This window comes from Gottfriedia acidiceleris, from assembly GCF_023115465.1.
Lineage (GTDB): Bacteria > Bacillota > Bacilli > Bacillales > Bacillaceae_G > Gottfriedia > Gottfriedia acidiceleris_B.
On the sequence record NZ_CP096034.1, the window covers coordinates 3115969 to 3138152 of the forward strand.

The 22184-nt window shown below is 32.7% G+C and carries 17 protein-coding genes; 2 read left to right on the forward strand and 15 right to left on the reverse strand.

All coding sequences use genetic code 11. The features are described from left to right. From fmt to MY490_RS14825, 8 genes are all read right to left on the reverse strand, one after another. Positions 1–945, reverse strand: a complete 945-nt coding sequence (gene fmt / locus MY490_RS14790) for a methionyl-tRNA formyltransferase (RefSeq protein WP_248266392.1) — start codon at positions 943–945, stop codon at positions 1–3. 8 nt (positions 946–953) lie between these two features. Then, the gene (def, locus tag MY490_RS14795) at positions 954–1427 is read right to left on the reverse strand and encodes a peptide deformylase (RefSeq protein ID WP_248266393.1); all 474 of its coding nucleotides are present in this window, start codon (positions 1425–1427) and stop codon (positions 954–956) included. A gap of 161 nt (positions 1428–1588) precedes the next feature. Beyond that, the gene (gene priA / locus MY490_RS14800) at positions 1589–3988 is read right to left on the reverse strand and encodes a primosomal protein N' (protein WP_248266394.1); all 2400 of its coding nucleotides are present in this window, start codon (positions 3986–3988) and stop codon (positions 1589–1591) included. Then, a complete protein-coding gene (gene coaBC, locus MY490_RS14805) occupies positions 3985–5190 on the reverse strand; it encodes a bifunctional phosphopantothenoylcysteine decarboxylase/phosphopantothenate--cysteine ligase CoaBC (RefSeq protein WP_248266395.1) in 1206 nt (401 codons plus the stop codon). The genes priA and coaBC overlap by 4 nt, the downstream gene beginning before the upstream one ends. A 358-nt stretch (positions 5191–5548) precedes the next feature. Beyond that, positions 5549–5761 (reverse strand): DNA-directed RNA polymerase subunit omega, encoded by a 213-nt coding sequence (gene rpoZ / locus MY490_RS14810; protein WP_248266396.1) that lies wholly within the window; start codon positions 5759–5761, stop codon positions 5549–5551. 3 nt (positions 5762–5764) lie between these two features. Further along, positions 5765–6382, reverse strand: a complete 618-nt coding sequence (gene gmk / locus MY490_RS14815) for a guanylate kinase (RefSeq protein ID WP_248266397.1) — start codon at positions 6380–6382, stop codon at positions 5765–5767. A gap of 153 nt (positions 6383–6535) precedes the next feature. Further along, positions 6536–7405, reverse strand: coding sequence for a YicC/YloC family endoribonuclease (locus tag MY490_RS14820; RefSeq protein ID WP_248266398.1), 870 nt, complete (start codon positions 7403–7405; stop codon positions 6536–6538). 147 nt (positions 7406–7552) lie between these two features. Continuing rightward, positions 7553–10225 (reverse strand): calcium-translocating P-type ATPase, SERCA-type, encoded by a 2673-nt coding sequence (locus MY490_RS14825; protein WP_248266399.1) that lies wholly within the window; start codon positions 10223–10225, stop codon positions 7553–7555. A 555-nt stretch (positions 10226–10780) separates the two neighbouring features. Here MY490_RS14825 and MY490_RS14830 point away from each other — a divergent pair. Further along, positions 10781–12481 carry an Rqc2 family fibronectin-binding protein gene (locus tag MY490_RS14830; RefSeq protein WP_248266400.1) on the forward strand — a complete coding sequence of 567 codons (1701 nt, stop codon included), beginning with the start codon at positions 10781–10783 and terminating at the stop codon, positions 12479–12481. Between the two features lie 150 nt (positions 12482–12631). Here the strand turns inward: MY490_RS14830 and murI are convergent, their stop codons facing one another. Then, positions 12632–13405, reverse strand: coding sequence for a glutamate racemase (murI, locus tag MY490_RS14835; RefSeq protein WP_248266401.1), 774 nt, complete (start codon positions 13403–13405; stop codon positions 12632–12634). Between the two features lie 377 nt (positions 13406–13782). Here murI and MY490_RS14840 point away from each other — a divergent pair, with 377 nt between their 5' ends. Further along, positions 13783–14412, forward strand: coding sequence for an NUDIX hydrolase (locus tag MY490_RS14840; protein WP_248266402.1), 630 nt, complete (start codon positions 13783–13785; stop codon positions 14410–14412). A 229-nt stretch (positions 14413–14641) separates the two neighbouring features. Here MY490_RS14840 and MY490_RS14845 read toward each other — a convergent pair whose 3' ends face one another. The 6 genes from MY490_RS14845 to MY490_RS14870 all read right to left on the reverse strand — a co-directional run bounded on the left by MY490_RS14845 (position 14642) and on the right by MY490_RS14870 (position 22165). Continuing rightward, a complete protein-coding gene (locus tag MY490_RS14845) occupies positions 14642–15658 on the reverse strand; it encodes a LacI family DNA-binding transcriptional regulator (RefSeq protein ID WP_248266403.1) in 1017 nt (338 codons plus the stop codon). Positions 15659–15756: 98 nt separating this feature from the next. Continuing rightward, entirely contained in the window at positions 15757–17328 is a 1572-nt protein-coding gene (locus tag MY490_RS14850; RefSeq protein WP_248266404.1) for an alpha-amylase family glycosyl hydrolase, read from the reverse strand. 78 nt (positions 17329–17406) lie between these two features. Further along, positions 17407–18270, reverse strand: a complete 864-nt coding sequence (locus tag MY490_RS14855) for a sugar ABC transporter permease (RefSeq protein ID WP_248266405.1) — start codon at positions 18268–18270, stop codon at positions 17407–17409. 1 nt (position 18271) lies between these two features. Continuing rightward, positions 18272–19684: a carbohydrate ABC transporter permease gene (locus MY490_RS14860; protein WP_248266406.1), complete on the reverse strand. Its 1413-nt coding sequence runs from the start codon at positions 19682–19684 to the stop codon at positions 18272–18274. Positions 19685–19836: 152 nt separating this feature from the next. Continuing rightward, positions 19837–21174, reverse strand: coding sequence for a sugar ABC transporter substrate-binding protein (locus tag MY490_RS14865; RefSeq protein WP_248266407.1), 1338 nt, complete (start codon positions 21172–21174; stop codon positions 19837–19839). Between the two features lie 220 nt (positions 21175–21394). Continuing rightward, positions 21395–22165 (reverse strand): DUF1189 family protein, encoded by a 771-nt coding sequence (locus tag MY490_RS14870; RefSeq protein ID WP_248266408.1) that lies wholly within the window; start codon positions 22163–22165, stop codon positions 21395–21397. Positions 22166–22184 lie beyond the last annotated feature (19 nt).

The window sequence follows — 22184 nt, forward strand, 5'->3', positions numbered from 1 at the left end:
TTATTCTCCTAACTTCATTCCACGTTCAATAAAAGAACCTGCACCATTAATATATTGCTTTGCTTCCATACGCTTTTTACCAGCGGGCTGTAAATCAGTAATTTTGATAGCAGTATGATTACCTGTTGCTACTAATATGCCATCGTTTAAAACATCAATTATTTCACCCGGTGTAGAATCTTGATTCGTATTTACTTTTTCACTCCACCAAACTTTTAAAACTTCTCCGTTTAATGTAGTATAAGCTACTGGCCAAGGGTGTAAACCTCTTACGTGATTATAAATCTCTTCACCAGTTTTTGACCAATTTATTTGTTCTTCCTCACGCTTAATATTTTTTGCAAAGCTAACTTTACTTTCATCTTGCTTAACTGCAGTAATTTCACCTTTTAATAATGGTGGAATTGTTTCTAAAAGTAAATTCGCACCAGCAATACTTAATTTATCGTGAAGCGTTCCAACGTGATCCTTTTCTTCAATCGGAACAACGACTTTGGCTAACATATCACCAGCATCTAACTTTTCAACCATATACATAATTGTTACACCAGTTTCACTCTTTCCTTGAATGATCGAATAGTGAATTGGAGCCCCACCTCGTAATTCTGGTAACAATGAAGCATGTACATTTATACAACCAAATTTAGGAGCTTCAAGAATATCTGTAGGAAGGATTTGTCCAAAAGCTGCAGTTACGATTAAATCTGGCTTCAATGCCAATACTTTTTCTGTTTCTTCTGGAAGTCTAATTTTTTCAGGTTGTAAAACTGGGATATTATGTTTTAAAGCTTCTACTTTAACAGGAGGTGGAGTTAGCACTCTTTTTCGACCAACAGGGCGATCTGGCTGAGTTACTACACCTACTACATCATATCCTCCCTCAATTAATCTTCTTAAAACAGGAACAGAAAAATCTGGTGTCCCCATAAAAACAATCTTTGTCATTTTTTTGCCTACCCTTCTAATTCACTTTCTTCATAGTATTTCGAGACTTTGGAAGTGAATAAAACTCCATTTAAATGATCAATTTCATGTAAAAGTGCACGAGCTAAAAATCCACGTGCTTCTATAATAAAATATTTTCCACGTTTATTTTGTGCTTTGATTTTTGCATAACTAGGTCTTGTTACATCACCATATAAGTTTGGGAAACTTAAACAACCTTCAACATCAGTTTGCTCGCCTTTTGTTTCCATTACGATTGGATTAATTAAATCAATTCTTCCATTCTCATCTTCAACATCAACAACAGCTACTTGTTGCAGAATTCCAACTTGTGGAGCTGCTAAGCCAACACCATCTGCTGAGAGCATTGTCTCATACATATTATTTAAAAGTTTTACTAAATTTTTATCAAATGTCGTCACTTTTTCACAAGGTGTTTCAAGAATTTCATTAGGATATTCTACTATTTTTAATAAAGCCAATTTCACAACTCCTATCTTGATTGTACGTTAAGTTTAATTTTTAATAACGACCTACGTCTTATGCTTAGGGGGTGACCAGTCCCCTCCACTTTTCGTTTCTGTCTAGCTCCAGGCGTTAGCCCCTCGAGGTGTCGGGTCTGACCAGTCCCCTCCACTTTTCGTCACATAAACATAGTAGGTTGAAAGTCGATTGTTAATTGTAGTTTGCCTTTGTCCGTTTCGTCTTGGTAGTATTGTTGAATTCGGTTTAGTACGTCATAGAGTGCAGGTTCAGATTTGTATTTTATAACACATTGATAACGAAAATGGTCTTTTATTTTTGCGATTGGTGATGCTACTGGTCCGAGTACAATTGATCCTTCTGATAAGTATTCTCTTAAATAGCCTGCAATTTGTTCGCTTACTTTTACTGTTTTTATCAAATCATTATGTGCGATTGAAATTAAAACTAAATAATAAAAAGGAGGATATCGAAAAGAGCGTCTTAATTTCATTTCTTCTTCATAAAACGCAACATAGTCCTGTGTTTTAGCTAATTCAATACTATAATGCTCTGGTGAATATGTTTGTATAACTACTTCACCAGGTTTTTCATGACGACCAGCTCTTCCACTTACTTGTGTCAATAAGCTAAATGTTCGCTCACTTGCTCTGAAATCAGGTAAATGAAGTGAACTATCTGCTGCTAAAACACCAACCAATGTAACATTTGGAAAATCAAGTCCTTTTGCAATCATCTGTGTACCTAGTAATATATCAGCCTCACCGTTACCAAATTGCTTAAGCATTTTTTCGTGGGCACCTTTACGACTAGTCGTATCATTATCCATTCTAATGACTCGTGCTTCTGGGTATGTTTTTGTAATAGCTTCCTCTACCTTTTGCGTTCCAGTTCCAAAAAATCGAATATGTTCACTTTGGCAAGATGGGCATTGTTTTGGCATATAGGTTTCATATCCGCAATAATGACATTTTAGATGATGGTTATGTTTATGATAAGTTAAGGAAACCTCGCAATGGGGGCACTGAATTGTGTAACCACAATCTCTACACATTACAAACGAAGAATAGCCTCGACGATTTAAAAATAAGATGATTTGTTCCTTCTTCTCTAATCGATCCATTATTTTTTCATGTAAAGCAGTAGAAAACATCGTACGATTACCGATTCTTAACTGCTCTCTCATATCGACTATTTCCACTTCAGGTAATGGGCCTTGATTAACCCTTTTAGACATTGTATTTAGCTCATAAACACCTTTACCAGCTCTAGCAAATGATTCTAGTGTAGGAGTCGCACTTCCTAAAACAATCGGACAATGATGATATTCTCCTCTCCAAATTGCAATATCTCTTGCATGATATCTTGGATGTTCATCTTGTTTATAAGTAGTCTCATGTTCTTCATCAATGATGATCATGCCAATGTTTTCAAATGGTGCAAAGATTGCTGAGCGGGCACCCACTACTACCTTAACTTCTTTTCTCTGAATCTTTCTCCATTCATCATATTTCTCACCAATAGATAAACCGCTATGTAGAACTGCAACATCATTTCCAAATCTACTTTTAAAACGACCTACAATCTGTGGGGTAAGTGAAATTTCTGGTACTAATACGATTGCTTCTTTCCCTTCAGATAGGACCTCTTGAATGGCTTGTAAATAAACTTCTGTCTTTCCACTTCCTGTTACTCCATGTAAAAGATGGATCTTATTCTTTCTTTCATGAAATGAAGAAACGATTTGCTCAAATGCAATCTGTTGTTCTTCTATTAGTGGTAAAGGTTTAGAAAGTTCAATATCCTTACCTTCATAAGGATCACGATAAACTTCAACTGTTTTAATCGAAATTACCTCGTTTTTCTCCAATGTCTTTATAGGTGAATCAGTGATACCAAGACATTCTTTTAACTCCTTCACACTTGTTTGACCATTCATACGTAAGTATTCAATAATGTCTTTTTGTTGTGGAGATTTGATTATAGGCAATTCTTCGTCTAATACCTTTAATAGAGAAACTACACGTTCTGTTTTTTTATTTGCTTTATTTTTCACTTCATACTCAATTTCAAGCAATCCTTCTTTAATTGCACGTTGAACTAATGAAATTTTACTAACTAGACTTTCCATTTCAGTCCATTCTCTTCTTTTTACGATCGAAAATAGATTTGCTAATTCAGGAACTAATTGATCTAAAGCTTCTTCAGATGTTACTTGAACATGTTTTTTATATACAGCTTTAATAGCAGTCGGAAGCATTGCTTGATATGCAGAAATGAAAAAACAAAGTGTTTTTTGAGAAAGATAAGAACCTAAAAGAAGAAGTTCTTCTGTTAAAACTGGCATGACATCAAGAACTTCTTCGATTTCTTTAACCTTCTCTAAATTAGTTGTTTCTTTTATAGACAATACGAATCCTTGCACTTTCCTTGGCCCAAATGGAACAATTACTCGCATTCCAGGTTGTATTGCATCCTGCCATCTAGTTGGTACTTTATAATCAAAAGGACGGTCTGTTTGTCTGACTGATACATCAACTAAAACTGATGCGTATGTCATCTTTCTACCTCATTTAATAAGTGATGAACTTCAAGTAGTATTTCTTCTGCTACTTCTTTTTTACTCATTTTAGGCAGTGACTTAACTTCACCATTACGCTTAAAAATGGTTACAATATTCGTATCAGATCCAAAACCAGCCCCTGCTTTTGTTACATCATTAGCAACAATCATATCAGCATTTTTCTTTAAAAGTTTACTTTTTGCATACTCATCTACTTGATCAGTTTCTGCAGCAAACCCTACTAAAATTTGATGTGTTTTATGTTGACCTAAAGTTAAAAGAATATCTTTCGTACGTTTAAAAGCAATTGAAAGATCACCATTAGCTTTTTTCACTTTTTGATCATAAGTAATTGAAGGGGTGTAATCAGCAACTGCTGCTGTTTTTATGACAACATCCGCTTCATTATAATTAGACCAAATCGCTTCAAACATTTCCTCGGCTGACTCGGTTTGGATAAATTTACACCCTTTAGGTGGTGTTAAATTAGTTGGTCCAGAGACAAGAATTACTTCTGCTCCTAAAGAAACTGCAACTTCTGCAATACTATACCCCATCTTACCCGTTGAATGATTTGAAACAAAGCGAACCGGATCAATTTTTTCAACTGTTGGGCCAGCAGAAATAATAATTTTTTTACCTTTTAATAGACCAACCTCACTTTGGAAATGTTCATTCACGAATTGAACGATTTCTTCCGGCTCTGCTAATCTACCTTTTCCAACATAGCCACATGCTAAATAACCTTCATTTGGCTCAATAAATCGATGACCAATCTCTTTCAATATGTTCATATTCCTTTGAACAATCGGATGGTTATACATATTAACATTCATAGCTGGTGCGATCCAAACTGGTTTTGTTGCAGCCAGTAATGTTGCCTGAATCATTTCATCTCCAAGACCATTTGCAAATTTTCCAATTGTATTAGCAGTTGCTGGAGCAACAATGATTAAATCAGGCCAATCACCTAAATCGATATGTGCAATTTTTGAACTATCTTTTTCATCAAAAGTATCTATATAAACATCATTTCTTGATAAAGCTTGAAACGTTAAAGGTGTCACAAATTTAGTTGAGGAAGGGCTCATCATTACTTTAACGTCATATCCTGCTTGTACTAGTTTACTTGTAAGTGCTGCTGCTTTATAGACTGCAATTCCACCTGTAACACATAGGAGAATCCTTTTTTGTTCCACTCACCTTCACCCTTTCAAATTTTATTCTTTCTATGTAACATGTCAAAAAATAGGTCTTTTGGACGTTCTATGTCTAAGATACCACAAATATGATTGAATTAAATGTTATAGGCTTTTCTAAAAAAACTCTCCAATGAACTTATCTTCAAAGTCATAAGCTTAGTTGTACTGATCCTTTTTTCGAAAGTAATGCTTTTCGTCGATTAAACTACTCGGTCATTTTATCACAAAAATAAGACTGCCCCCATTTCTAATCACCACGAAACTTTTAGGAGAGGTGTTAAACACCACGTTGTCCTTTTTAGTCATATGGATAATTAGTAAATGCTTTGGGACAGCCTCATCACACAGTTAAATATTAATCTTCTTTAACGTCTTCAAGTTTTCTATAAGATAATAATCCAGCATTAATTTCTTCTAATGCTTTTCCTACAAATTTATCAGATACTGGTTTTTCAACACGAGTATCTTTATTTACTTGCATTTCGCGAGCTCGCTTTGAAGCAACTGTTACTAGCGTATATTTTGAGTCTAATTTTGTTAATAAACGGTCAATCGAAGGATATAACATAGTTTATTCGGCCTCCATCATTCTTTTATAATAATTTGCAACTCGTTCACGTTTTAAATGTTCACTTAAAATAATTGCTTTAATACGGTCACAAGCTAAATCAACTTGATCATTTTCAACTACATAATCGTAAGCATCCATCATTTCAATTTCTTCTTTTGCTGCATTCATACGATTCATAATGACATCTTCAGTTTCTGTACCTCTTGTTACAATTCTATTTTGTAATTCTCTCATACTTGGAGGGGCTAAGAAAATAAAAATCCCTTCTGGAAAGGCTTTTTTTACTTGCAGGGCACCTTGAACTTCAATTTCTAGGAAAATGTCTTTTCCTTCGCTTACTGTTTTTTCAACATAATCAATTGGTGTTCCATAGTAATTACCTACAAACTCTGCCCACTCAAGAAACTTATTTTCACTTATTTTCTGTTTGAAATCTTCTTTTGATGTAAAGAAATAATCTACTCCATGTACTTCACCTTCACGAGGATTTCTTGTCGTCATCGAAATACTATATTGAAGATCTAAATCCTTATTATCAAAAATAGCTTTCCGCACCGTACCCTTACCTACTCCTGATGGACCAGAAAGTACGATTAATAAGCCTCTTTCATGCCTCATTTATGACCCTACCCTTCTAATTCTAGACAGTTTAATTTATTAAAGGTCAATCTATTGTTACTTCTTGTGTGTCAGAGTCAATTAATAAAAATTAATTAGTCTTCTACTTCACATTGTTACCGGACCTTTGCAACTATAAACAAATCTTTTACATTATTCAATATTTTGAACTTGCTCTCTAATTTTTTCAAGATTATTTTTAATTTCAACAACTTGTTTAGAAATATCTAATGAGTTTGCTTTAGAACCAATCGTATTCACTTCTCGATTCATTTCTTGTACGATGAAATCTAATTTCCGCCCAATTGATTCTTTTATTTGTAAAGTTTCATTAAACAATTCTAAATGACTAGTTAGTCGAACTAATTCTTCTGATATGTCACATCGATCCGCAAAGAGCATAATTTCTGTTAATAATCTTTGCTCATCAACCGCTGTTAATTCAACTTCCGCTAATTTAGATTGAAGTTTTTCACGATATGATTTCAAAACAAGAGGAGAATGAACAGTAATCTGTTTTTTACATTCTTCAATTGCTGTTAATCTTTCTATTAAATCTTTTTTAAGCTGTCCACCTTCTTTGCACTTAACATCAAAAAATTGCTGACATGCATTTTCAGTAGTCTTTAATAATAATTCTTCAAAATTATCATTGATTTGTTCTACTTCACTTACTGTAGTAACTTCAGGTAGCTTTAATAAATCAATCGGATTATAAAAAGATTTATTTTGCTCTTCACGTGAAAGATGTTCAATCGCTTTTTTATATTGTTGAATTAAGCCTTCATCTATTTGTAATGTACGTTGTAATAAGCCCTCAATTGTAACAAAAACTTCAACTCGACCTCGACTAGTATACTCAGCTACAATTTTCTTAATTGCATCTTCATATGCTAATAATTGCCTCGGCATTCGAACGATTGTCTCTAAGTATCGATGATTCACTGCTTTCATTTCAATATGTATTTTGTACTGTTCATTTGACAAAATGGCTTTACCATATCCTGTCATACTTACGACCATTGTTCCACTTCCAATACACTAATGTTCTCTCTAATTTATTTCCCAAATTTCATTCAATATGTAAAAGAGAAAAGGTAATAGAGCATACCTCTACTACCTTAAGGAATTATAACATATTTTAAATTGGTTATCCATTTTGTTCGTAAATTATTTTTTCTTAGTAAATAATGCTCCTGCAAGCATAAAAGTTGGAATTGATGATAGACCTCCTATTAAGAACCAATCTCTAGGCACAATCGGAATCGTTTTAAAAATAGGTTGTAATGGTGGGTAGTAAATAACAATTAACATTAATAGCATTGAAACGATCACAGCACCTATCAAATATAAATTTCCAAATACATTTCGATGGAAAATTGAACGTTCACTTCTACAATCAAATACATGAATTAATTGTGCTAAAACTAATGTAGAGAATGCTACCGTTTGTGCGTATTCTAGTTGATTCGGATGTTGATTATACGAAATAATGAAGGCTAATAGTGTAACAAATCCAATTAAAAAACCTCTTGAAATAATTTTCCATCCTAATCCTCTTGCAAAAATACCTTCTGTTAATGAACGAGGACTTCTTTTCATTACATCATCCTCAGCTGAATCAACACCTAATGCCATTGCAGGTAAACCATCAGTCACTAGATTTACCCATAGAATTTGTACTGGAACAAGAGGTAGCGGTAAGGCTAATAACATTGCAAACAACATAACTAAAATTTCACCAACATTTGAAGCTAATAAATAACGAATAAATTTACGAATATTACTATAAATATTGCGACCTTCTTTAATTGCTGATTTGATTGTTGCAAAATTATCATCAAGTAATACTAACGATGAAGCTTCTTTTGCTACATCTGTACCAGTAATCCCCATTGAAATTCCAATATCCGCTGCTTTAATGGCTGGTGCATCATTAACGCCATCACCTGTCATTGCTACAATATGTCCATTCGCTTGAAGTGCTTTAACAATTTTCAATTTATGTTCAGGTGAAACTCGGGCAAATACAGCAGCATCTTCAACAAATTCCTGAATCTGCTCTACAGAAAGTGCATCTAATTCTTTTCCTTCTACTACTCTACCGTTATCTCTTAAGATTCCTAGTTTTCTAGCAATACTAGAAGCTGTTAACTTATGATCCCCAGTAATCATAACCGTTCGAATACCAGCTTCTTTACATTCTTGAACAGCTTGTGCAACTTCTGCTCTAGGTGGGTCAATCATCCCTTGTAAACCAATAAAAGTTAAATTACTTTCGAGATTCCTTTCATCAATGATCGAATTTGGATTCAATGGTTTAAACGCAATCGCAATCGTACGAAGTGCATTATTTGCATATGTTTCGATGATACTTTCAACTGAATTTTGTCTAAACGTATTTAATTGTTCTTCTCTTTCATGCCATAAAATTGTATTACATTTTGAAAGTAAGACGTCTGGTGCACCCTTAGTAATTACAAATTGTTCACCTGATCGATTTTTTACAACGACAGACATCATTTTCCGTGTACTATCAAAAGGAAGCTCATGTATTCTAGTAAAATGTGAATTTACGTATTCACGATCGATCCCAGCTTTATAACCTGCAACAACAATTGCACCTTCAGTAGGGTCACCATCTAGTACGATTTCTTTTTTCTTTTGAATTAATTGTGCATCACTACAAATAGATCCGAATACAAGAGTTTGAAATAATTGTTTATTTAAAGTTGGATTAATCGTTCTCTCTTTGTTCGTAAATTCTCCGTTGATTGCATATCCGTTTCCAGATACTTCATAACTAGATCCGCCCGACCAAATATTTGTAACAGTCATTTTGTTCTCTGTCATAGTCCCTGTTTTATCTGAACAAATGACTGAAGCACAACCTAATGTTTCAACCGCTTGAAGCTTTCGAACAATTGCTTTCTTTTTAATCATCCGTTGCACACCAAGTGATAAAGCAACCGTTACAATTGCTGGCAAGCCTTCTGGAATCGCGGCAACTGCAAGTGACACACCCGCTAAAAACATATGATATAATTCATTTCCTTGATAAACACCGATAAATACAACTAAAGCAGTTAAAAATAATGCTAGTACAATCAATATTTTACCTAATTGTTCTAATCGTCTTTGTAAAGGTGTAACAATGGTTTCTGTATTTTGAAGTAAATTCGCAATTTGCCCCATTGCTGTTTTCATTCCTGTAGATACAACGACACCTTTACCATTTCCACGCGTAACGAGTGTTCCCATAAAGCCCATATTATCTTGATCACCAATACCAATATCATCGGCCTGAATTGATTCAAATCTTTTTTGAACCGGAACAGATTCACCTGTTAGCGCTGATTCTTCTATGTATAAACTTGATGCTTCGATTATGCGAATATCAGCACCAATCCGATCGCCACTTGAAAACTTAATAATATCTCCAACAACTAAATCTTTTGAAGGTAGCTTAACAAATTGCCCATCACGCATAACATTTACTTGTGGAGCGGCCAATTCTTTCAAAGCTTCTAATGATCTCTCTGCCTTAGCTTCTTGAAAATATCCTAAAATCCCGTTAATTAATACAATCGCCATAATCGCAACTGCATCTACTACTTCCTTTAAAAAGATTGATATAATCGTTGCGCCTAAGAGTACAAATACCATAAAATCATTAAACTGATTTAAAAATAAAACGAGTTTGGAAGTTTTCTCTGATTCCTTTAACTCATTTGCCCCAAAAGTTGCTCGCCTTTTCTTTACCTCCTCATCAGTTAAACCGGAGGAAACATTTGTATTCGTTACTTGCATGACTTCTTCCGCTCTCATCCGATAAAAATTCATACCCGCGTTCACCCCTAATTAAACATTAGGTAAGTTGTCCCCCTTACCTCTCATAAAAGCATATTCAGACTCGTCCAAATAAATGATATAATGATGAAAATAAATCTAGCTTTTAACTAATAGAACTGTGACAAGACTAATCAAGATATTGTATGATTGAATTCCATGAGAAATTTCTTGATTGTTTATTTAATGGATATGAGCTAATTTAAGAATTATGTTGATTTAAGAAATATATTGAATGTAATTAGAAGTTAATTGGAACTTTAGGTTCATAATTAGGGGGAAAACTTAAATAAACATAGTTTCATTTAATATTTTGAATAGTATTTAGAGAAGTTGATTGGAACTAAAAGGGTGCTCGACACCTAGGGGATATGCGGGAAGGTTGAGACCACCCCACAGGAGCAAACGCGACGAGCAGTCTCAACTCACGCCCCATGGAAAACAGGCATCCTACAGTGAAAATCAACGTTCTCTTTATAAGATATTAATTCACATTTATCTTAATATTAATTTTAAAAATAGTGTTTTAAAGAGTAGGACGTGATACATATGTCTTTTGACGGACTTTTTACAGGAGCTATGACAAACGAAGTAGCTTCTAAACTAACAACTGGAAGAATATCAAAAATTGTACAACCAAGTAACTATGAAGTACTACTTACTGTGAGAGCAAATGGTGCCAATTATAAACTAATATTAAGCGCTCACCCTAGTTACGCAAGATTCCATTTTACAAATCAAAACTATGATACTCCATCAGAACCATCAATGTTTACAATGCTTTTAAGAAAACATTTAAATGGTGGGATCATTGAAAGCATTACGCAGTTAGAACATGAACGAATCGTTACCATTAAAGTTCGTAGTAGAAATGAAATTGGCGATGAACAATACCGAACATTGATCATTGAACTAATGGGTAGACATAGTAATATCCTTTTAATTGATGAAGAAAAACAAATAATATTAGACAGTATAAAGCATGTTCCGATGGCTGTTAATCGTCATCGAATCGTACAACCCGGTGCTACTTATATTTCTCCTCCTAATCAAGAAAAACATGATCCATTTCATGTCACTTCCAAAGAGGAGTTTAATCAAATGATTACTCAAAGTGATCAATCACCATCCGAAGCAATTGTTCAACATTTCTCCGGAATCTCTCCATTACTCGCAAATGAAATTGTCTATAATGGAAAAGAAGATGTGTATAATTCGTTTAAAACAATCATGAATGAAATACAATTAAAAAAGTTTACTCCTTCACTTTTCCGCTTAGAATCGAGAGAACTGTTTTATTTCATAAATTTATCTCACTTACAAGGTGAACAAACTATTTTCGACAGCTTAAGTGAGCTATTAGATGTTTATTACTTTGGTAAAGCTGAACGAGACCGTGTAAAACAACAAAGCGGAGATTTAGAAAAACTGTTACAAAATGAACTGACAAAAAACAAGAAAAAAATTAAAAAGTTACACAAAAGTCTTGAAGATACTGATAAAGCAGATAAAATTCAGTTACAAGGCGAATTGCTTACTGCAAATATGTTTGCAGTACAAAAAGGTATGAAAGAAATTGAAGTAATTAATTACTATGACGAAAATGGTGCTACAGTGGTCATTCCTTTATCGCCATTAAAAACTCCTTCTGAAAATGCACAAGCTTATTTCACCAAATATACTAAGCTTAAAAATTCAGTTGCACATATTGAAGAACAAATTAAATTAACAAAAGAAGAAAATGATTATTTAGAGACAGTTATTCAGCAAATCGAGTCTGCTTCACCACGCGATTTAGAAGAAATTAGAGAAGAACTAGTGGAAACGGGTTATATAAAAAAGAAAAAATCGAAAAAAGCCCAAAAGTCTAACAAACAAAAAGTAACATTAGATGAATATATCTCTACTACGGGTGAACCATTATTAGTCGGTAAAAATAATAAACAAAATGATTATTTAACAAATAAACTTGCGAGTAGAGACGAGCTTTGGTTTCATACAAAAGATATCCCGGGTTCCCATGTTGTCATTCGTGCTAAGGATCCTAGTGAAACTGCAATAAAAGAAGCAGCTATTATTGCTGCATATTTTAGTAAAGCACGTCAATCAAGCTCAGTCCCTGTTGATTACACAGAAATTCGCCATGTTAAAAAACCAAATGGTTCCAAACCAGGTTTTGTCATATATGAACAAAACAATACAGTTTATGTAACACCTGATGAAGAACTTGTTTTAAAATTGAAGAAATAAAAAATGGTGCCTATAAAGGGCACCATTTTTCATGCTGTTGAAAAAATACCTTGTCAATTAATTATTAAATTTTCGTAAAAATAATTTTTACCAATTAAATACAACCTCCCCCTATTAATAAAAAAGATAAGCTAAAATTTAGCTTACCTCTTATCTTTCATTTTGTAAGTAGCTTAACGCCTGTTTTGTCTTCTCAATATATTCTATGTCATTATTCGAACACATAAATTTGACATTTGTTTGACCAGTTTCATTTAATTGGCCATTTTCTCCAAGTAGTTGGATTAATCTTTTTACCGTACCATTACTTCCATCAACAATTTGAACATCTTCAGGTAAAATCTTTTGTAAAATGTTTTTATAAAATGGATAATGAGTACAACCTAAAACAATTGTTCCATATTGGTCAATATTAAATAATGAAAGTTTACTTTTAAAATAATCAATCATAAAATTTTCATCAAAATTTAATTCCTCACAATAATGAACAAGCTCGGGTAAAGGCAATGAGTCTACAATACTTAGATCGTCCACCCTAGATATAAGCTCATTATACTTTGTCTGCTTTAACGTAAGTGGCGTCGCAAAAACTAATACTCTCTTACCAGTTGTTCTGTTCATTTCAACAGCTGGTTTTACAGCTGGTTCCATACCGATAATTGGGAAATCATACATTTCTCTCAATTCATTTACTGCAATACTAGTCGCCGTATTACATGCAATTACAAGTGCTTTTACATCTTCTTTAATAATCATTTCAACAGACTTTTTTACAAATGCACTTACTTCTTCCTTCGACTTTGTACCATAAGGAACATGAAGAGTATCAGCAAAATATAAAAAATCTTCATTTGGTAATTTTTCCAGTGCCTCATTTAAGACAGTTAACCCACCAATTCCTGAGTCAAAAAAAGCTATTCTCATTTCAATTCACCTAATAATTTTAATTTAATGAAGTCATTTGTGAAAGTGTCTACAAATTATACCATTACTCAATAAGGACAAACTTTTACAAATATATAATACTAAATTAACCTAATTATGGATGAATGTAAACTTTTCAGAAAATAGTTAACTCGTAAAGTGATTATTCGCATTTCTTGTCAAGCTTGCTAAACCCATATTTCACGCTATTCCCTAGAAATTACGGCAGCCTTAAAGAATACCGCGGTTTTTATATATTTTAATAATATGAATTTATACCATTTATTTTCAACAATCACAATTATGCTTTAATCAGACAAAATTTATTTTATAATGAAGTACATGGTTCATAGATCAAATACAAGGTGGTTAGTTAAATGAAAGAAGAATTACTTAAGGTTTTCGATGAATCTGGTAATCATATAGGAGAAGCCTCTCGAAGTGAAGTACATGAAAAGGGATTATGGCACGAAACTTTTCATTGCTGGTTAATTAGTATAGTAAAAAACCAAGCTTCTATCTATTTTCAAATCCGTAGTCATCAAAAAAAAGATTATCCAAATTTATTTGATATTACTGCTGCTGGTCATTTATTATCTACTGAAACAGTTGAAGATGGATTAAGAGAAGTAAAAGAAGAACTTGGAATAGAAGTAAGAATGGAAGATGTCATCCCTCTTGGCATTATTAAAAATTCGATCATTTTAGAAACGATTAATGATCAAGAATTGAGTCATGTTTTTTTACTAAAAAGCGATCAACCTTTTACTGATTTCAATCTACAAAAAGAAGAAGTTTCAGGCATAGTGAAAGCTAATTTTAATCAATTTTATCAATTCGCACATGGATTAAGAGATACAGTTGAAGTTGATGGTTTTCAAATTACTGAAACAGAGGAAAAAATTCCAATTCAAAAATCAGTAGATAAAAATCAGTTTGTTTCTCATGAAAGTAATTACCTTATAGATGTTGTTGAATTAATAAAAAATCACATACATAGTGAATGAACACAGATTTAATCTGTACATTCTATTAAACGAACACAAATCATTGGTAATCAATATTGAATGTAAAAAAAGGACTATCAGACAGTCCTTTTCATACCCTTGAAACTTTATCGATAAAATCGAAAAAGTACTCTCATTCATTTGATTGTTGCCTTTTGCGGAAAACAGTAGTCCTTTTTCATTCATTGTACAGTATCTAGTTTTAAGTTTCGTCTTGAAATGAATTTTTTTAACTCATACTAGATTGTCTTTCGATAATTCGATATGGCACGACGACACTTTTTGAAAGTGAATCATTTGATTGGATTTTATCAATGACTAATTTAGTCGCTTCATTGCCTAATTGAAAAATGTTAACGTCTACTGACGAAAGACTTGGAGTCGCTAGTTTCGTTAATACTAAGTTATTAAAGCTTATAATTGAAATCTGTTCAGGTACTTGTATACCTTGTTCTGCAAGTGAACTTAATATTCCTAATGCAATAATATCGTCTGCTGCTACAATTGCTGTTGGTGGGTTTTTTAGAGACATTAAATGATCAATCGATACTTTTCCGCTTTCGAATAAGAAATCATCATGGAAAATGTATTCAGTGGAAAGCGGTAAATCCGCTAATTTCATTGCGTCACAATACCCGTTTAATCGATCTTGAGTGACAAGAAAATTTCTACTCCCACCAACAAAAGCAATTTTCGTATGACCTTTTCGAATAAACATATTAGTTACTTCTCTAGCGGCACCATAGTTGTCATTATTAATATAAGTAATTCTTTCAACATTTTGATACGGTTTTCCTACAAGTACAAACGGAAATTCCTGGTTTAATAAATACTGAATAATTGGATCATTTTCACGTGAATATAGTAAAATAATACCATCCACACGTTTACCCATTACCATTTTTTCAACTGCTTCAAGAATTTGTTCTTCCGTTTCACCAGTTGAAATTAGAAGTGAATAATCTTTAATATGAGCAGTAGAACTAATCCCCCTAATTACTTCAGGGAAAAAAGGATTTTGAAATGCCTTACTTGCTGAACTAGGCATGACAATACCTAATGTTTGTGATGATTTATTTGCTAAATTTCTTGCGTTTATATTTGGGTGATAACCTAACTCTTCCATAATTCTTTTTACTTTTCTTTTTGTACGCTCACTAATAAGTGGACTATCTGAAATTACTCGTGAAACAGTAGAAGGTGCAACACCAGCAGCTTTTGCTACCTCATTTATTGTAATCCCCATCCTAATAACCTCATTTCTAGCTCGATCTTTCATTAAAATAACATTAAGTAAGGATACACTAATGATAACATTTACAGAGTCAAAAAAGTCTAACAACTTTATTTTTGAATTTCAAGAATAATTGTTCCAAACCCATTTATGATCACTCTTGAATGATGAATGAAAGCGTTATTCATGAATAACTTACTCTTTACCGTCTCTTTTAGGTCGAGCTTAAATGGTTCAGAATCGATATTGTGAATAACTAAAATCTTTTGATTTGCACTTTCTCTTATATACGAAAGGCTAGAATCTATATTATATGGTCCATCTTTAAAATCACTAAAAATACCAAATGCTTCATTCTTATTTCTAATTGAAATTAGTTTTTTGTAATGATTAAACATTGAATTTGGATCTTTACTTTGCTCTTCTTCTGACTTTAAATCTTTATTTAAACTAATTGGTTCCCACTTTGTTGTACCATCTGTTAAATTATGATTCCACTTAAATGGTTCACGAATTTGTTCATCTGGCTTTTGACCTAACATCCCTAATTCTTCACCATAGTAAATATATGCTATTCCTGGCATTGTAAGAAAAATACTGGCTGCCAACTTTGCTTGATCAATATTACCATTGAATTGACTAGCAACACGATTTTGATCATGATTACTAATAAAAATTGAGTCGATGAAACGCTGTCCATCCTTTAATTTTTTCCCTTCAATTTCTTTTGAAAAGAACGAATAAAAGTCAAACGCGGTTCCAGTCTTTACAGCATGAATTATTTGATCAGCTCCTTCAAAATTAAACATCGAATCAAAAGATTCATAATATCTTTTTTGATCATATACTGGCTTCCACATTTCTGCGATTACAAATGCATCTGGATTTCTCTTTTTTACATTAGAGGTAAATTCCTTCCAAAAATTAATATTTTTACCTAATACATTTGTACCACGTTTGTATTCACTTGTTTCAAATCCCATTGCTGCAGCATCTAAACGAAAGCCATCAACACCTTTATCTAGCCAGTAATTTGCAATTTTATATATTTCATTTCTTACATTCTCATTATCTAAATTTAAGTCAGGCATTCCTTCCCAGAAAGAAGCATGATAATATTTTTTTCCAGCACGATACCATGGTCCTTTTAAAGGAAATGCTTTATCTTTTCCATCATTAAAAATATAGTAATCTTTATATTTCTCTTCACCTTTTATAGCCTTTTTAAACCATGGATGCTGAATGGATGTATGATTAAAAACCATATCCATCATGATTTTTATATTTTTATCTTTAGCTGATTTTAGTAATTCATCAAAATCCTGCATTGTACCAAATTTCGGATCAATTGCGTAATAATCTAATACATCGTATTTATGATATGAAGGAGAAGGGTGAATCGGATTAAGATAAATACATTGAACTCCCAGATCCTTTAAATAATCTAATTTTTGTTCGATCCCTTTTAGGTCCCCATATCCATCATGATTAGAATCTGAAAATGAAATAGGAAAAAGTGAATAACAAGTACGAATATTTTCAGTAAATGTATGACTGATTTTAAAATTCTTAATTTTCTTCTCTTCAATTGGGACAATAGGTTTTGATGCCGTTTGATTTGTACAACCGACAAGAAAAGAAATGCAACATATAGCAACAAGTATATTTATTGTTTTTATCATCTTCAAACCTCTTTTGAAAAAAAAGAGTGAGATACAGGGACCCCACTCTTTTTGAATTATTATTAAGTAAAAAATTGATTAACCTTTATTCGCTCCAGCAGTGACACCTTGGATGACATATTTTTGAAGTACTACATATAGAATTGTGATTGGTACTGCTACTAACACTGCACCAGCTGCGAACATTGTAAAATTCTGGTTCGTCTGTCCTTTAATTAAATCAAACAGGCCAATAGCAAGTGTTTTCTTTTCATTTGAGCTAATTAATAAACGTGGCAGAATAAAATCCATCCAAGGGACCATAAATTGGGTTAACGCAACAAAAGTTAAAATTGGTTTTGATAATGGTAGAATTATTTTAAAGAACACTTGTGTTTTCGTTGCCCCATCAATCATCGCTGATTCATCAAGTGACTTCGGAACAGCTCCTAGATATCCCTTTATTAACCACGTATTAAAAGGAATTTGTCCAGCTGCATAGACTAATACAAGTCCTAAATGATTATCTAATAGTCCAAAGTTTAAGAATAAGATATAAATAGCAATCATCCCCATAAACGAAGGGAACATTTGAAGAACTAGCATTGCAATCATACCAAATTTTTTTCCTTTAAATTTAAAACGAGAAAAAACATATGCAGCTGATGTAGATAAGAAGATTGAAAGAACCATATTTAATAAAGCAATTTTTAATGTATTCCAATACCATAGAGAAAATTTTGTCTTCTCAAATAATTCTTGGTAATGGATTATTGTTGGATTTTTTGGAATAGGTGTTGCATTGGCGAGCCCAGTTGATTCACCAAACGATGATCCCAATATCCAAATAATTGGAAATAAAACAATTAGAGCAATTAAAGTTAATAATAAATAAATTAAAGTCGTTAATAATGCTCTTCCAAAGTTTAATCTTTTTCTATTTAATTGTGTATTAGTAGACATTTTACTCCTCCTCTTTAAATTGCTTTGTACGAGTAAAGTTCCACGCAGAAATTGATCCAATAACTAAAAATATTAGAATGGACATGACAGAAGCCATATTATACATACGATTATCAAGGGTCAATTTGTAAATCCATGTTATAAGAATATCAGTAGATCCTGCAAATTGATAATTCGGATTGGTTGGTCCACCTTCAGTTAAGAAATAGATGACATTGAAGTTATTAAAATTCATTGCAAATGTCATAATTAACAATGGAGCTGTTGCTGCTATTATTAAGGGGAAAGTAATTTTCCAGAATTCCTGAGATTTTGATGCCCCATCTATTTTAGCAGCTTCATATATTTCTTTATCTAAGCTAGTCATTACCCCTGTCATTAAAGCCATAAAGTATGGAAATCCTAGCCATAAGTTAATAACAATAATTGTTATTCTAGCTACATTAGGATGGCTAGAATCTGTAAACCAATTAATTCGTTCATCTGACAAACCGATATTTACTAAAAATTGTGAGATTGGTCCGAATTGACCATTAAACAAAGTTTTGAATACAAGAAGAGAAATCATGCTTGGAATCGCCCAAGGTAAAATAAAGATTGTACGCCAGAATTTCTTACCTTTTACTAGACTACTATTTATGACTACTGCCATGAATAAACCACCAAAGAAACATGTAGCAGTAGAAAGGATTGCCCAAACAAACGTCCAAGAAAATACCCCTGTAAATGTATGAGTCCAAATTGGTAGGCTAAATAAGTTAATAAAGTTCTCTAATCCAACCCAGTTTACTAATTTAGTAGGCGGCAAGTGGAATTTATTATAATCTGTAAAAGCAATTAATATTCCAAAGATAATTGGCATTAAAGATATAAATATTAGCATAATAATCGATGGTATTAATACAATAAATTCAAACATTCCATCCCATAAATCCCTAAGATATTCTTTTGAAGTTTGCAGTATAGTTGCTTCATTAAATATCTTTCTTACTTTATAAGCATCTTTAATATTCCAATAATAGATTCCTAGAAGAATAGAAATAAAAATGACTGCAATTATTCCATTTATTAATAGAACAATTGAGTGATCGCCTTCCGTTAATCCTGTAATTCCCATCGTACGGGGCTGTGTACCTAACGTCACTAATCCCCAAAAGCCTTTAATAAAAAAACCACCATTTTCTCTTAAATAATACCCCTGTGAAAGATTACTGTAATGACCTGTTAACACTTCAATGGCTACAACTAAGAGTTGAATTGTAAAAAAGAACAAACCTTTTAAATATTGTTTATTGACTACTTGTCCTAATCCCCAAATCAAAACAGAGAGAAAGGCAGGTAGTGATGGGTTCATCTTATTCGACTTTTTATTAGGTAAATTAGGCTGATGTTCAATAACTCTAGCCGCTTCCATACTTATATCTCCCCTTCTCACACCAAAATTCGGCACTAAAATCTTCGTTATAATGTTTCATTATCTCAAATTATGCAAATTTTCGAAATCGCTTGCATAATTAGTTGATAATACAGCCTCTCATTTTGTTTGAGAGGCTGCATGTTAATGCATTATTTTTTTCCTGCTTGTAAAGCTTCGTAATCTTCAACAGCTTTCTTTTGAGCTTCTTCCGGAGACATTAAGCCATCCCATACGTTAACAATCATGTTTTTAGCAGGATCCCACCAGTTAGCCATTTCAGGAATTGAAGGCATTGGTTTTGAGAATTTAGCTTGAGCTGCAACTCCTTTAAGCAATTCATCTTCGCCTAATCCAGTAACTTCACTTGCATATTGTTCCTTAAGAGCTGGTAATTTTCCAGTTGTTTTATAAAGAACTTCAGCGCCTTCTTTAGATCCTAAGAACATTGCAAATATACGCGCAGCCGCTGGATGTTTAGAATAAGAAGATACGTTTGCAATTTGGTTACCTGAGAACGTTATTGGTTGGTGACCATTAATTTTTGGTAGTTTAGCAATTCCAAATTCAAATTTATTTTTGTCAGCACCTTTTTGCACATCAGCAATTGCCCAAGGACCAGTAATTAAGAATGGTGTTTTTCCTTTAGCAAATTCAAGAGTTGTTGTATCATTCGTAGCATCCGCTGAGTTTACATCCCAGATTTGACGTGCAGCTTTTAAAGCCTCAAGAGCTGCTTTTGCTTCTGGTGTATCAAAGCCAATTTGAGATGCATCTTTACCGTCTTTACCAAATAAGTCATAACCATAAGAAGATAAGAAGAAATAGCTCGTGTAAGAATTTCCTGCTTCCCAACGAATTGTCCATTGATTTTTCTTTTTGTTATTATATGTATTAGCTAATTTAGTAATTTGATCCCAGTCTGTAGGAGCAGTGTCTGAACCTGTTAATTGTTTTAATAATGTTTTGTTATAGAAAAGTGCAACCGATTCCGTTGAAATTGGTACGCCGTATGCTTGATCGTCCTTCATCACTGTTCCAACGGAAGCATCTAAGAAACGATCTTTAATTTGATCAGTGTATCGTCCCATTGGCCCAATAATTGCTGATTCTAAAGATGCACCGATCCCATCATGAGGTTGAACAAAAACATCTGCACCTAATCCAGCTTCACCATCAAGTTCCATTTTTGCACGAGTATCTACAGCACCAACTTTTTCATACTCAATTTTTACTTTTGGATACTTAGCATTAAATGCTTGAATGATACCGTTTGCATAATCATCGTTATCTAGCCACACTTTTAATGGTTCTTTACCATTAAGTACATCCTTTTCCATCTTGTAACCTTTTGCTTGTTCGTCCCATGGAAGATCGTCTTTCTTTTCTTTTGCAGTATTTGCAGTTTCCTTTGAAGTACCACAACCAGTTAATGCACCTAAACTTAAACTTACCGTGGCAAATACAGCAAACATCGATTTTAGCTTCATTTTGGTTTCCCCCTAACAAGATTATTTTTTTCATAAAATATAGCAAGCGTTTTCACAACTTTATAATAATCTACTAATAAATTATTGTCAAACTATTTTGTATATTTAAACTTTTTTAAAAAGTTTAAATCCAAGTGCTCAAATCTAGCTTTTTTATGAAGTCTACTTTTTCAAACAAAAAAGAGAGACCTGTTCTAGTCTCCCTTCCTACTTAAAGCATTTACGCTACTCTATTATACTTTCTGTAAATGTAATAACTAAATAAAATAAAACCGAAGTTAAATATGATATATACAAAAGCCATTGAAATCATTGTTCCAACGATCAATGCAAATATTGCTGGTACGGTAGCTGAATAAGCTAGAAACGAAAAAAATTTTTTATAAGTCAATTTAATTGAATTTCCAATATTAAATAACAAAGACATCAAAGCTACAATAGCAATAAATATAATATTTGTTATAATCGTAATTGGATATAAAAGTTGCATTGCTATTGCAACTGCTTGCATTTTTACACTTGATACAACTCCGATAAATAATTGATTATAATTTTGTAGATTAAATGCATCGACTAGTTGACTATTATATACTCCATATAAATCAAATCCTAAAACATTTACATGGATTTGTGTTTTTCCTAAGATTATTGTTATTTTCTCTTTATCATTTAATACAAATCGATCATTAGGATCTATTACAAGTCGTTCGTTTTTATTATCTATGATTCTCGTTTTTTCAATAGAACAAGTCAACTTTTTATTAAAACTACAATTAGGAACTTCGTTTTGCCATTCTTTATTTTCATAAAATGGTGCGAATACTCTTTCACTTAGTCTCTCCGAATCTGTTTGTACAATTTGGAAAACTAGTGGAAATGCAATTAGTGACCCTACTAATATACATTGAATGAAAACAAAAATTAGTTTATTATCTTTTGTTCCATATATACCTTTTAAACTAAAGCGGTTATTAAAAAAGCGTCTAATCAATTTTTCATCTCCTATAAAT